Source organism: Rhodococcus sp. NPDC077669 (assembly GCF_040686915.1).
GTDB lineage: Bacteria > Actinomycetota > Actinomycetes > Mycobacteriales > Mycobacteriaceae > Rhodococcoides > Rhodococcoides fascians.
In genome coordinates, this window is the sequence record NZ_JBFBMD010000004.1 from 59492 (window position 1) to 73169 (window position 13678).

Sequence of the window (13678 nt, forward strand, 5' to 3'; positions counted from 1 at the left end):
CACATCGCTGTTGACGGATCACCTCGATCCGGGTTACGCAGCCGCCGCCGTCGAACGGTCGGCGCACCACGTGCGTAACCCGAGGGTGCCGCCTGTCCTCTGGCTGATCACCGGTGCCGTCGCTGTCGGAGTGGTCTTCGGGGTCGCGATGTCACAGCTGGCCTCGGATGCGGCGGATATCGACCGGGCCAGCGCCGACGCCTCTGCTGCAGTGCGTGCTGCCCAGGAGCGTGAGGCCGAACTGGACGTCACGAGGGATGAACTCGCAGCGCAAGTATCGACCGAGCGTGATCGCGCGCTCCAGTCCGATGCTGCCGGGAGCGAGCTTCTGGACCGTCTCGATGCGGTCGAGTCGGCTGCCGGTATCGACTCGGTGACCGGTCCCGGCTTGTCGGTCGTCGTGACAGAACCTGCCGCAGGCGGTGCATCCAACAGATCGGTCCGTACCGGGTCCGGCGCAACCGTTCTCGACCGCGACATCGCTGCCGTCGTCAACTCTTTGTGGGCCAGCGGCGCCGAAGCGGTATCCGTCGACGGCAATCGAGTCGGGCCGAACGTGACGATCAGACAGGCAGGCGGCGCGATGCTGCTCGACAATCGCCCGATCACCTCGCCCTACGACATCGATGCGATCGGTCCACCGCAGCGCATTCAGGTGCAGTTCGCCGTCAGCGATGCATACCTGCGCATGAGCACGGTCGCTCAGCTCTACGGTGTCGGTTTCTCGGTACGGCCTGCCACCGATCTCGAGTTCGGGCCGGCCGTCGCCAGGGAGTCGTTCGAGGCGAAGGAGGTGGCCCCACGATGACGGCGAGTGACGTCCCGGACGTCGAGCCATCCGACTCCGGCAGCCCCGGTCCCGAGGTGCCCGGCGGCACCGAGCCCGCCGCGACCGGCCGCGCCGGATTCGCGCTCGCAGCATTGGTCGCGCTCGTCGTCGGAGTCGTGATCGGTCTCGTCGCCGGGCCTCGGGTTCCTGCAGTCGTCGCCCCATACCTGCCGATCGCCGTCGTGGCCGCTATCGATGCAGTGTTCGGCGGCGTGCGCGCCTTTCTCGACGGCATTTTCGACGCCAAGGTGTTCGTCGTGTCGTTCGTCTTCAACGTCCTCGTCGCGGCGCTCATCGTGTGGCTCGGCGATCAGCTCGGAGTCGGAACGCAACTGTCCACCGCCATCGTCGTCGTGCTCGGAATACGTATCTTCGGCAACGCCGCTGCGTTGCGCCGACGGCTTTTCGGTGCCTGACCGATGAACGCAGGCCCCGGACGGCACGGTCGGCGCACCCGACGTGGACAGCGCACGTGGTTCGGCATTCTCGCTCTCGTGTTGATGTGTGCCCTCGGAATCGGAATCGCGACACAGGTGCGCGAAACGAGCACGTCGGGCAATCTGGAGAATTCGCGGCCCGAGGACCTGTTGGTGGTGTTGGACTCACTGACGCGACGCGAGGCGTCGATCCGCGACGAGATCAGCGCGCTTCAGGGCACGCTCGCCACCCTCCGGCAGTCCGGTTCAGGGTCGGACGCCGCGGTGGCGGAAGCCCAGGAAAGATTGTCCGCGTTGTCCATTCAGATCGGCACCGTGGCGGCCCGAGGACCCGGCGCCACGTTGACGATCGACGACACCGACGCCGGCGTCGGAGCAGAGGTTCTGCTCGACGCGTTGCAGGAGCTGCGGGCCGCCGGTGCCGAGGCGTTGCAGATCAACGGTGGTGGGGTCGCCGTCCGCATCGGTGTGGATTCGTGGATGGCCGGACCGGCCGGCCGAGTCGTGGTGGACGGCCGAGAACTACGCGCTCCCTACACCTTCACTGCCATCGGAGATCCGGCGACTCTGGAAGCTGCACTGAACATTCCGGGAGGGGTGATCGACACGGTCGCCCGCAACGGGGCGAGCTCGCGAGTCGAGCGATCGGACCAGGTCACGGTCTCCGCCTTGCGGGATCCGCGCCCACGTCAATACGCTCAGCCCGGAAACTGATCGCCCGCTCGCCCCGGGCACGATGGAAGGGAATGCCGCGTTGAGCGACATCGACACACCAGCTGATCTGCTTTACACCCCCGAGCACGAGTGGGTGCAGCGGACGGGGCCTGCGACGGTTCGAATCGGTATCACCGACTACGCCCAGACTCAGTTGGGCGACGTCGTGTTCGTTCAGCTTCCGGCGATCGGTGACAGCGTCACCGCGGGCGAGTCTCTCGGTGAAGTGGAATCGACCAAGAGCGTGTCCGACGTGTTCAGTCCTCTCACGGCCAAAGTCGTTGCCGTGAACGAAGATCTGGATTCCGAACCCGAGAAGGTGAACTCCGGACCGTACACCGGCGGGTGGCTGATCGAGCTCGAGGTCGCATCCTCGGAGGCATTGGACGCGGCGCTGGCACCGATGCTCGATGCCGCCGGATATGCTCTCATCACAGCTGAGTGACGAAGGGCCGTACACACCGGCCAACCGACCACAGGTCCTCGGCGCGCAGGGTACGGTCGACACCGAGCGAACAGCCTGTCGGGGCGAAGGTCGCGCATGGTGAGTGGTCCGCCACGCACCGAGGAACCGAAACGCACCACCGAACGCCAGCAGAACCAGAAGTGAAGACCATGTACTGCGTTACCCGAGGTGATCGTTGCCCGGGTCAACGGACTGAGAAGGAGTAACGGTGAGCCAGAACGACAACGACAGCAACTACGGGGAGTCGCCGGCCGAGACCACCTCGGTCTTCCGCGCCGATTTCCTCCAGGAGCTGGACAACTCCGCTACCGCCCAGAGCACCGAAGCTCCGGTATCGGGTGTCGAGGGCTTGCCTGTCGGAGCTGCCCTGCTCGTCGTCAAGCGTGGTCCCAACGCCGGATCCCGATTCCTGCTCGACCAGCCGACCACGTCGGCCGGTCGTCACCCCGACAGCGACATCTTCCTCGACGACGTCACCGTGAGCCGTCGACATGCAGAGTTCCGCCAGGACGAGGACGACTTCCAGGTCGTCGACGTGGGCAGCCTCAACGGCACCTACGTCAACCGTGAGCCGGTCGACTCCGCCGTGCTCGCCAACGGTGACGAGGTGCAGATCGGCAAGTTCCGTCTGGTCTTCCTCACCGGGCCGCGTGGCGGCAATGGATCTGCAGTCGGCGAGTCGTCTGCGGGTGCAGGAAGCCAGTGACCGCCGTCGGGCAGCAGTCCAGCGGGGGGATGTCGATTGGCTCCGTCCTCGATCGACTCCGGCCCGACTTTCCCGACGTGACTATCTCGAAGATCAGATTCCTCGAAGCCGAGGGTCTGATCTCTCCGGAGCGCACTCCGTCGGGCTATCGGCGTTTCTCGATCGCGGACTGCGAACGGCTGCGGTTCGTGCTCACCGCTCAGCGTGATCAGTACCTGCCGCTGAAGGTGATCAAGGAACAACTCGAAGCGATCGACCACGGCGTTGCAACCGTCGAGAGAGCAGACGCCTCGGTCAAGCGCCCACGGTCGTTGACGATCGCGGCCGGTGAAGTCTCGCCGGAGGAGTTCCTGCCCGATCGCGAGGTCCGCATCAGCAAGGCAGATCTACTGGCTCAGGCCGGCATCGACGACGCCTTCCTGACCGAGTTGCTGCGCAGCGGTCTGATCACTCCCGGGCAGGCCGGGTTCTACGACGACGGTGCCGTCACGCTCGCTCGTACCGCGCACGCGATGTTGCAGTTCGGGCTCGAGGTTCGTCACCTCCGTGCGTTCAAGCTCGCGGCGGACCGCGAAGCGGGTCTCGTCGCTCAGATCGCCGGGCCGGTCGCCAAGGGGCGCGATGCCGGTGCACGTGATCGTGCCGAAGAGATGATCCGGGAATTGGCAGCTCTGTCGTTGACCTTGCATACGTGTCTGGTCAAAGCAGCGGTGCGTGGTGCGCTCGACCGGTGAGGTTCGCTCGCGCCGGTTCGGATTCCAATAGACTCGGTTCTGGTGAGCTGGACCAGCGACGACCAGCGAAGATTTCTCGAGGTGTGAGGTGGACACGATGAGTGAAATGCGTGTGGTCGGTATTCGTGTCGAACAGCCGCAGAACCAGCCCGTGTTGCTGCTGCGTGAATCCGACGGAGATAGGTACCTCCCGATTTGGATCGGCCAAACCGAAGCTGCCGCAATAGCTTTGGAGCAGCAAGGTGTGCAGCCGGCTCGGCCGCTGACGCACGATCTGGTGAAGAACCTGATCTCTGCGTTGGGGCACGAGCTCAAGGAGGTGCGCATCGTGGACCTCCAGGAAGGCACCTTCTACGCCGATCTCGTATTCGACAAGGACATCCGCGTGTCGGCGAGGCCGTCGGATTCGGTTGCCATCGCGCTCCGTGCCGGAGTCCCGATCTATGCGGAGGAGCCTGTGCTCGCCGAGGCCGGCCTGCTGATGCCGGACGAGCGGGAGGACGAGGTGGAGAAGTTCAAGGAATTCCTCGAATCGGTGTCGCCGGACGACTTCAAGGCCACCGACGGGTAACGGAATAGTCTCAACCTCAACTTTAGGTTCAGGTTTACGGCGCGTTGCGTTGAATCTGGTCGATCGCCCCCATAACGTTCGTGCCAGTGAAGTTCATCGCCGGCGCAGTCCGGACCGACGCAGTTCACGCCTCTTCGGTTGCCGCCGAGGCGTAGTCTGGCCCTGGTACACGGTATGACTTCACGCGAGTACACCGAGGCGTTCAGGCGCGCTTCGGACGGATCCCAGTACTGACTGGATCCGAACGCAGTGAGACATCCGAGAGGGAGCAGTCAGTGGGAGATCAGCCGCAGCAGCATCACGGCAGTCGAGAATCCGACGCCGCAAGCCGGACAGAGGACGCGTCCGCAGCCGATGCTCGGGTCGAGACCCCCGACGAGGCGTCGAATCGCCCTGTCGCACAGTCGCAGGACATTCAACCCGGCCTGTTCCCCGACGATTCGGTGCCCGACGAACTCGTCGGATACCGCGTACCCAGCGCGTGCCAGATTGCCGGCATCACCTATCGGCAACTCGACTACTGGGCTCGTACGGGCCTGGTCGTACCGTCCATCCGAGGCGCAGCAGGTTCGGGCAGCCAGCGGCTGTACTCGTTCAAGGACATGCTGGTCCTCAAGATCGTCAAGCGCCTACTCGACACCGGAATCTCGTTGCAGAACATCCGCGTCGCGGTGGATCACCTGCGCCAGCGTGGCGTGGGCGACCTCGCCAACATCACCCTGTTCTCCGACGGCACCACCGTCTACGAGTGCACGTCGGCCGAGGAAGTAGTCGACCTGCTGCAGGGCGGGCAGGGCGTCTTCGGTATCGCCGTCAACGGCGCGATGCGCGAGCTCACCGGCACCATCGCCGACTTCCCGGCCGAGCGAGCAGACGGCGGAGAGAGCCAGCCGAGCCCCGAAGACGAACTGGCGTCCCGCCGCAAGAATCGCGCGAGTCGTAAGACCGGCTAGACTTCTCACCGTCGCGCCTGCGCGGGAGAGTTCCGAGGCATCCAGTCTCGGACGCCGAAGGAGCAATACCTCCCCGTCAATCTCTCAGGCACACGGACCGTGTGGGCTTCGACAACTCTGGAAAGTGGTGGGAGCACCCACCCGCCCAAGGGGAAAGGTGCCGGTGCGCGCACGTCAGCGCGCCGTGTTCTACCGAATCTCTCAGGCGCACGCGTCAGCGAGCACACGACAGAGGGGGAGGAGCGGTCGGCGCGTATGCCCCGGCCGTCCGACGCCTTGTCTTGGGACCCCTGGGAGTAGACCGTGACCGACCGAATGACTTCGACCGCATCGGCTTTCGTCGACAGACACATCGGCCCCGACACCACCGAACTGGCCCGCATTCTCGACGCCATCGGTGTCGACAGCCTCGACGAGCTGGCCCGCAAGGCTGTTCCCGAGTCCATTCTCGATACCGTCGTCGACGGGGTTCCCGATGGCCTGGCGACATTGCCGCCTGCTCTGAGCGAGCACGATGCGCTGGCCGCGCTGGCCGATCTCGCCGGCCGCAACACGGTGGCCACCTCGATGATCGGCCTGGGCTACTACGACACCCTGACGCCTCCGGTGCTCACGCGCGGCATCCTGGAGAATCCGGCCTGGTACACCGCCTACACCCCTTATCAGCCCGAGATCAGTCAAGGCCGACTCGAGGCACTGCTCAATTTCCAGACGATGGTGTCGGACCTGACCGGTATGGATGTCGCGAATGCCTCCATGCTCGACGAGTCCACTGCCGCAGCCGAATCCATGACGCTCATGCGTCGCGCCAACCGAGGCTCGAAGTCACCCCGCCTCGTCGTCGATTCGGATATTTTCCCGCAGACCAAAGCCGTGCTCGCTACGCGCGCCGAACCGCTCGGGATCGAGCTGGTGTACGCCGACCTCGCCGACGGCCTGCCCGAAGGCGACTTCTTCGGAGTGCTGGCGCAGCTGCCGGGAGCATCAGGCCGTCTGGTGGACCACACCGCCACGATCGAGGCAGCACACGAGCGCGGTGCGCTGGTTGCAGTCGGGGTCGATCTGCTGGCCGCCACCCTGGTGACCGCGCCCGGCGAAATCGGTGCCGACGTCTGCTTCGGAACCACCCAGCGCTTCGGGGTTCCGATGGGGTACGGCGGTCCGCATGCCGGTTATCTCGCAGTGCGCTCCGGTCACTCGCGCCAGCTGCCAGGGCGGTTGGTGGGAGTGTCCGTCGATGCAGACGGACATCGGGCCTACCGCTTGGCCCTGCAGACGCGCGAGCAGCACATTCGCCGTGAGAAGGCGACCTCCAACATCTGCACCGCCCAGGTGCTGTTGGCCATCGTGGCCGCGATGTACGCCAGCTACCACGGCGCGGATGGGCTGCGCGCGATCGCACGTCGCGTCAACACCCGTGCTCGAACCGTCGCAGCAGGGTTGCAGGCTGCGGGCATCGACGTGGTGCATGCCGAGTTCTTCGATACCGTGCTCGCCGCGGTCCCCGGCGCGGCCCACACCGTCGTCGATGCCGCCAAACAACGCGGTATCAACCTCCGACCGGTCGACGACGATCACGTCGCGATCGCCTGTGACGAGGCAACCACGGAGGCTCACATCGTCGATGTGCTCGCTGCATTCGGTGCCGAGCCCGCCGGCCCGGGAGCCGAGTCCGTCCCGGCCGATTGTGCCCGCACGTCCGAGTACCTGACGCATCCCGCCTTCACGCGCTACCGCACCGAGACAGCCATGCTGCGCTACCTTCGCGCGCTGTCGGACAAGGACATCGCCCTCGACCGCAGCATGATCCCGCTGGGATCGTGCACGATGAAGTTGAACGCGACCGCTGAAATGGAGTCGATCACCTGGCCTCAGTTCGCGCGCCAACACCCGTTCGCGCCGTCGACCGACGTCCCCGGACTACTCCGGGTGATCGCCGACCTCGAACAATGGCTCGTCGACATCACCGGCTACGACGCGGTCAGCCTGCAGCCCAATGCAGGAAGCCAGGGCGAGTACGCGGGACTACTTGCGATCCGCCGATACCACCAGGCCAACGGCGACACCGGTCGCACGGTCTGCTTGATCCCGTCGAGCGCACACGGCACCAACGCCGCCTCCGCGGTGATGGTCGGGATGCGCGTCGTCGTGGTTGCGTGCCGACCGAACGGAGACGTCGACGTCGACGACCTGCGGGCCAAGATCGCCGAGCACGCCGACACCCTCGCCGCCATCATGATCACCTACCCCTCCACCCACGGTGTGTACGAGCACGAGATATCCGATATCTGCGCCGCGGTGCACGACGCGGGTGGACAGGTGTACGTCGACGGTGCCAACCTCAACGCTCTGGTCGGGTTGGCTCGGCCGGGTCGTTTCGGCGGAGACGTCAGTCACCTGAACCTGCACAAGACCTTCTGCATCCCGCACGGCGGTGGCGGTCCCGGCGTCGGACCCATCGGCGTCCGTTCGCATCTGCAGCCGTACCTGCCCGGCCACCCGCTGGCACCGCAACTGGGCGACGGTCCGACCGTTGCGGGCGCACCGTACGGAAGCGCGTCGATCCTGACGATCACGTGGGCATACATCGCGATGATGGGCGCGGAGGGGCTGCGCCGGGCGACCTTGACCGCCATCGCGTCGGCCAACTACATCGCGCGCCGCCTCGACGAGTACTTCCCCGTGCTCTACACCGGCGACAACGGCATGGTGGCGCACGAGTGCATCCTCGATCTGCGAGGTCTGACGAAGGACACCGGCGTCACCGTCGACGACGTGGCGAAGAGACTGGCGGACTACGGCTTCCACGCGCCGACGATGAGCTTCCCGGTGCCGGGGACCCTGATGGTCGAGCCGACCGAGAGCGAGAATCTGGAGGAGATCGACGCATTCTGCGACGCGATGATCTCCATCCGCAGGGAAATCGACCGCGTCGGCTCCGGCGAGTGGACCGTAGAGGACAACCCGTTGCGCGGCGCTCCGCACACGGCGCAATGCCTCGTCGCCGACTGGAACCACCCGTACTCGCGGGAACTCGCGGCGTACCCCGCAGGCTACGACCGACCGAAGGTGTGGCCCGCGGTCCGGCGGATCGACGGCGCGCACGGCGACCGCAACCTGGTGTGTTCCTGCCCGCCGATCGAGGCGTTCGCCTGACCTGCTGTTCGCCCGATGGACGGGCAGATGGTCAGCCCCGCGTGAGTTCGAGCATCGCGATCTCGGGCGGGGCTGCCACGCGCACCGGCGGACCCCACGCGCCTGCACCGCGGGTGGTGTAGAGCGTGGTGTCACCGATCGTGTCCAGCCCCTCGACACTGGGCTGCTGGAGCGGCACCAGATAGCGGATCGGCCAGATCTGCCCGCCGTGAGTGTGTCCGGACACCTGCATGTCCACGCCCAGCTCGGAGGCCTCCACAGCCTGCTTGGGCTGATGAGCCATCAACAGCACGAAGCGATCCGGGTCGATGCCGTCGAGCGCAGCGCCGAGATTCGGTTCGTACGGTTCCGGGGCAGTGGCGTCGTTGATGCCGGCGATATCGATGGCAACGCCATCACGGGTGATCGTCGTGCGCTCGTTGCGCAACACGTCGATGTCGAGGGTCGACCAGAAGTCGAGCCACTCTCCGCCGTCGCCCGCGTAGAACTCGTGGTTGCCGCTGACAGCGAAGACCCCGAGAGGGGCTTCGAGGTCGCGCAGCGGCTCGAGGTCTTCTCCGACCAACTCCACTGTCCCGTCGATGAGATCGCCGTCGAGCAGCACGACATCAGGCTGCTGCGCGTTGACCGAATCCACGACCGTGCGCACGAAGCCCGCACCGCGAGACGGTCCGGCGTGAATATCGGACACCAATGCCACTCGCAGACCGTCGAATTCGGCCGGCAACCGGTCGAGCGCAACCTGGGTGCGTGTGACACGAGGCGAGGCGGCTTCGACGAGGCCGTACCCCACTGCGACGACGCTGACGAGAGCCACGACGACGGAGCCGACCCGCGATATGCGCAGCCGAACAGCAGTCGAATCACGATGCGACAGCGCGAACATCACCCGCACGACGGTGCAGATAAGAGCAACGAGGACCGTGCCGAGGAACAGATACAACACCACCGCCAACCAGGTCAGGCCGAGGAAAGCCGGGCCACGGGCCCAGGACGGATCGAACTCGACGCCGCTGCCGAAGCCGACCACCGCGCACAACCACAGAAGTATCAGCAACAGATCTGCAGGGCGTCCGACACGTGCCGGTGCCCTCGTTACGGAGAGAAACCGCCAGTGCAGGAAGAGCGTGACGAGGAGTAGGAAGACGCCGACAAAAAGTACACGAGACATGTTCTAGTACAGCAACTTTCCGAGTCGATCGAGGAGGTCTGGGGAATCCGATGTCGGGACCGTGTCCACGGTGCCGCCGGTGCGAGCTGCGATGTCGGTGAACACGGGGGCAGGGCTGCCGTCGCCGATGCGCACGACGTTCACCGCGACCGGCCGCGCCGGATCGGACGCCGATGTCAGTTCGGTGAGTAGCTCGTCCGCCGACAAGGGTGAGTCGTCCGGGCCGTCCGTGATCAGCACGACCGAATTGACGCGGCCGGGGACGTAACCGGCCACGGCGTCGAGATACGCGACGAGGACGGACGCGTACGTGAACGAGCCGGTTGCCGGCGTCAACGCCTCAGCGGTCGCATCGAGGGCGGAGCGCCTCGGAGTGGTCCCGACGGGAACTGTCATCGGTCCGGTCGGGACATCCACCCGGAAGGGCAGCGAGTTGTTCAGGTCTTCGCTGAAACTCCACAGACCGAGTTCGGTGGCGTCGGGGACTCGTCGGAACTGCTCGCTCAGTGCGCGAACAGTGTTCTGCAGCCGCGTCGCACCGCCTTCGGTGGTGCGCATCGACTCGGACACGTCGAGTAGAACAGTGGCACGGCGGGGCAGAACCGGATTGCGAAGCACAGCGAGCAGAGCGTCGGCAACCGGCCCCGATGGTGGGGCGACGATGCCCGCGTCCTGGGGCTCGTCCACGCTGAATCCCGCGTCCAGGAGTGTCTGCGTACCGTCGGGCTGACGAACGAAATCCACGAATGCCGCGGCTGCTCGGGTGGAGGTCTCGTCACCGGAGAGCACGACCGCCGGATGATCGGCGACAGGCGTTGCACCCTGTGGGCGAACGGCGGTCAGCGTCGAGGAATCGGTCGACGCGAGTTGCTGTTCGGTGACCGGGACCGCGTGGACGGCGGCGTCGGGGCCTGCAGCATTCTCGAGCGCCGCGAGGGCGTCGTACGTGGTGGAGGCCAAGGTTGCGGCAGCGCCGGTATCGGTCACCGCCAACTCCGACATCGCCGACACCAGTTGCGTCGAGGAGGCCTCCTCGACGGTGAGTGTGGTGGTCGGGTCACCGCGTACGCCTGCCGCGATGGCCGTGACCGCAAGAGTGCTCGCGCCGGTGTCGGAGCCGGACGGCACGGCGAGTCGAAGCCCACCCCACTCGGGGAGTCCGAGAGCCTGCGGGTCGCGTTGCAGTCGTATCAGATCTGCCCAGCTAGAGCCTGCAGCGACGACGGCGTCGGCCACCGCGCCCGGTGCAGCGAGGACGATCGGACTCGATGCGACGGGCCGCGGCGTACCGTCGATGGCTCCACGGTCTACGACGGCCTCGACGTCTGCCGAGGACTGGGGTATCCACAGACCTGGACGAGCGCCGAGCGCACCGACATCCCAGTTGTCGGCGCCGGAGTTCAGTGCCGCCCGCACCGCATCGGACGCGATGGCTCGAACCTCTACTGTTACACAGTGATCGCGAATTACCGGGGCGGTCGCGTCGAATCGTGTTGCCAGCTGTTCGATCGCGGCGGAGATGTCGGGGTCGGCCGCCACGGTGAGGACGGCCGGTCCCTCCACGCAGGTGTCGGCTGCCTCGATCCCCTGATCCGAAATTCGATCACGCAGCGCAAACCATCCGAACACGGCTGCCACCAGGACCGCGATCGTCAGTACGACGATCACGGGCCCGGCGGCTATGGAACGTCCGCGCCCTGAGTTCCGGTGTTCACCCACGTGGTCGACAAGTCCGTCAGGCGTTGACGGCCTTGTACTCCCGTCGGCGACGATGCAGGATCGGCTCGGTGTACCCGTTGGGCTGGCTCGTGCCCTGGAAGATCAGATCACTCGCAGCCTGGAAGGCGATGTTGGTGTCGAAATCGGGTGCCAACGGCTTGTACGTCGGATCGGACGCGTTCTGCCGGTCGACCACCGGTGCCATTCGCTTCAGCGATTCGCGCACCTGCTCCTCGGTGACAATGCCGTGCCGCAACCAGTTCGCGATGAACTGGCTCGAAATGCGCAGCGTCGCACGGTCTTCCATGAGAGCGATGTCGTTGATGTCGGGCACCTTGGAGCATCCGACACCGTGGTCGATCCAGCGCACGACATAACCGAGGATGGACTGCGAATTGTTGTCGAGTTCGTTCTGCTTCTCCTCGTCGGTCCAGTCGGTGGACGGCGCGAGAGGGATCTCGAGGATCTCGTCGACGGTGGCGCGCTTGGCTTTCGCGATCTCGTGCTGACGGGCGAACACGTCGACCTTGTGATAGTGCAAGGCGTGCAGGGTCGCTGCGGTGGGGGAGGGAACCCACGCAGTGTTCGCGCCGGCCTTGGGGTGGCCGATCTTCTGCTCGAGCATGTCGTGCATCAGATCGGGCATGGCCCACATGCCCTTGCCGATCTGCGCCTTGCCCTGCAAGCCGGCCGCCAGCCCGGTGTCGACATTGAAGTCCTCGTAGGCGGCAATCCACTTCTCGCCCTTCATCGCTCCCTTGCGAACGACGGGCCCTGCCTCCATCGAGGTGTGAATCTCGTCGCCGGTGCGGTCGAGGAAGCCGGTGTTGATGAACACGACCCGCTCGGACGCGGCCTGGATGCAGGCCTTGAGGTTGACCGTCGTGCGGCGCTCCTCGTCCATGATGCCGACCTTGAGCGTGTTGGTGGGCAGGCCGAGGACCTGCTCGACGCGGCCGAACAGTTCGGCGGTGAAGGCGACCTCGTCCGGTCCGTGCATCTTCGGCTTGACGATGTAGAGCGAGCCCGTACGCGAGTTCGAGAGCACGTTGTCCGGAGTCAACGAGTGCAGACCGGCGAGCGAGGTGAACAGTGCATCGAGAATGCCCTCGGGAACCTCGTTGCCCTCGGCGTCGAGGATCGCGTCGGAGGTCATCAGGTGGCCGACGTTGCGGACGAACAGCAGCGAACGACCGTGCAGCGTCAGCTCGGAACCGTCGACCGAGGTGTAGGTGCGGTCCCTGTTCATCGCGCGAGTGAACGTCTTACCGCCCTTGGAGACCTCCTCGGTGAGATCGCCCTTCATCAGACCGAGCCAGTTGCGGTAGCCCAGAACCTTGTCGTCGGCATCGACTGCGGCGACCGAATCCTCGAAGTCCATGATCGTGGTGACAGCCGACTCGAGGAGCACGTCCTTGACGCCCGCTCCGTCGGTCTTGCCGATCGGGCTCTCGGGGTCGATCTGGATCTCGAAGTGCAAACCGTTGTGCACGAACAAGATTGCCGTCGGCGCATCGGGTGTGCCCTGGTAGCCCAACAGCTGGGACGGATCCTTCAGGCCGACGGTGCTGCCGTCGGCCAACGTCACCGTCAGCGACGCGGCGTCGACGACGTATCCGGTGGTCCCGACGTGCGAGCCGGAGCTCAGCGGCAATGCCTCGTCCAGGAAGTCACGCGCGAACGCGATGACCTTGTCTCCGCGGACCTTGTTGTAGCTCGTGCCCTTCTCGGCTCCGTCGGTCTCGGGAATGGCGTCCGTTCCGTAGAGGGCGTCGTAGAGCGAGCCCCATCGTGCGTTGGAGGCATTGATCGCAAAGCGTGCATTGAGCACAGGAACCACCAGCTGCGGCCCGGCCGTGGTGGTGATCTCGGTGTCCACGCCGGAGGTGGTGATCTGGAAGTCGGCAGGCTCGTCGAGCAGGTAGCCGATCTCTGTCAGGAAGGTCTTGTACGCTGCGCGGTCGTAATCGGCACCGGCATGTTCGCCGTGCCACGCGTCGACCTTGCCCTGGATCTCGTCACGGACGGCAAGCAACGCTTTGTTCTTGGGAGCGAGATCGGCGATCACCGACGCGGCACCGGCCCAGAAGGCCTCCGAATCTACGTCGGTACCCGGCAGCGCCTCCTTCTCGACGAAATCGAATAGGACCTTGGCGACCTGAAGTCCACCAGCCTGCACACGATCGGTCATGAATTCCTCACTCTTTCCGGTCACGGACACC

Annotated in this window: 12 protein-coding genes and 1 riboswitch; of the genes, 9 read left to right on the top strand and 3 right to left on the bottom strand. The window is 65.5% G+C overall.

Translation table 11 applies throughout. From position 1 onward, the window contains the following. The first annotated feature begins 10 nt into the window (after positions 1-10). The 9 genes from AB0P23_RS06615 to gcvP all read left to right on the top strand — a co-directional run bounded on the left by AB0P23_RS06615 (position 11) and on the right by gcvP (position 8566). The gene (locus tag AB0P23_RS06615) at positions 11-808 is read left to right on the top strand and encodes a DUF881 domain-containing protein (protein ID WP_257886087.1); all 798 of its coding nucleotides are present in this window, start codon (positions 11-13) and stop codon (positions 806-808) included. A gap of 56 nt (positions 809-864) precedes the next feature. Next, positions 865-1245, top strand: coding sequence for a small basic family protein (locus AB0P23_RS06620; RefSeq protein WP_027497171.1), 381 nt, complete (start codon positions 865-867; stop codon positions 1243-1245). Positions 1246-1248: 3 nt separating this feature from the next. Then, a complete protein-coding gene (locus AB0P23_RS06625) occupies positions 1249-1980 on the top strand; it encodes a DUF881 domain-containing protein (RefSeq protein ID WP_206497566.1) in 732 nt (243 codons plus the stop codon). A 40-nt stretch (positions 1981-2020) separates the two neighbouring features. Beyond that, entirely contained in the window at positions 2021-2425 is a 405-nt protein-coding gene (gcvH, locus tag AB0P23_RS06630; RefSeq protein WP_027497169.1) for a glycine cleavage system protein GcvH, read from the top strand. A gap of 229 nt (positions 2426-2654) precedes the next feature. After that, positions 2655-3152, top strand: a complete 498-nt coding sequence (garA, locus tag AB0P23_RS06635) for a glycogen accumulation regulator GarA (protein ID WP_027497168.1) — start codon at positions 2655-2657, stop codon at positions 3150-3152. Beyond that, positions 3149-3886, top strand: coding sequence for a MerR family transcriptional regulator (locus tag AB0P23_RS06640; protein ID WP_027497167.1), 738 nt, complete (start codon positions 3149-3151; stop codon positions 3884-3886). The genes garA and AB0P23_RS06640 overlap by 4 nt, the downstream gene beginning before the upstream one ends. Before the next feature lie 97 nt (positions 3887-3983). Next, positions 3984-4457, top strand: a complete 474-nt coding sequence (locus AB0P23_RS06645; protein ID WP_027497166.1) for a bifunctional nuclease family protein — start codon at positions 3984-3986, stop codon at positions 4455-4457. A gap of 413 nt (positions 4458-4870) precedes the next feature. Then, the gene (locus AB0P23_RS06650; RefSeq protein ID WP_157226114.1) at positions 4871-5410 is read left to right on the top strand and encodes a MerR family transcriptional regulator; all 540 of its coding nucleotides are present in this window, start codon (positions 4871-4873) and stop codon (positions 5408-5410) included. 12 nt (positions 5411-5422) lie between these two features. Then, a riboswitch (glycine riboswitch) is annotated at positions 5423-5520 on the top strand. Between the two features lie 205 nt (positions 5521-5725). After that, positions 5726-8566 (top strand): aminomethyl-transferring glycine dehydrogenase, encoded by a 2841-nt coding sequence (gene gcvP, locus AB0P23_RS06655; RefSeq protein WP_032400830.1) that lies wholly within the window; start codon positions 5726-5728, stop codon positions 8564-8566. 31 nt (positions 8567-8597) lie between these two features. Here the strand turns inward: gcvP and AB0P23_RS06660 are convergent, their stop codons facing one another. The 3 genes from AB0P23_RS06660 to AB0P23_RS06670 all read right to left on the bottom strand — a co-directional run bounded on the left by AB0P23_RS06660 (position 8598) and on the right by AB0P23_RS06670 (position 13647). Next, complete coding sequence (locus AB0P23_RS06660) at positions 8598-9737, bottom strand: metallophosphoesterase (protein WP_032372392.1); 1140 nt, start codon at positions 9735-9737, stop codon at positions 8598-8600. A 3-nt stretch (positions 9738-9740) separates the two neighbouring features. Further along, entirely contained in the window at positions 9741-11405 is a 1665-nt protein-coding gene (locus tag AB0P23_RS06665; RefSeq protein WP_230595109.1) for a VWA domain-containing protein, read from the bottom strand. A gap of 67 nt (positions 11406-11472) precedes the next feature. Next, a complete protein-coding gene (locus AB0P23_RS06670) occupies positions 11473-13647 on the bottom strand; it encodes a malate synthase G (RefSeq protein ID WP_032372755.1) in 2175 nt (724 codons plus the stop codon). Positions 13648-13678 lie beyond the last annotated feature (31 nt).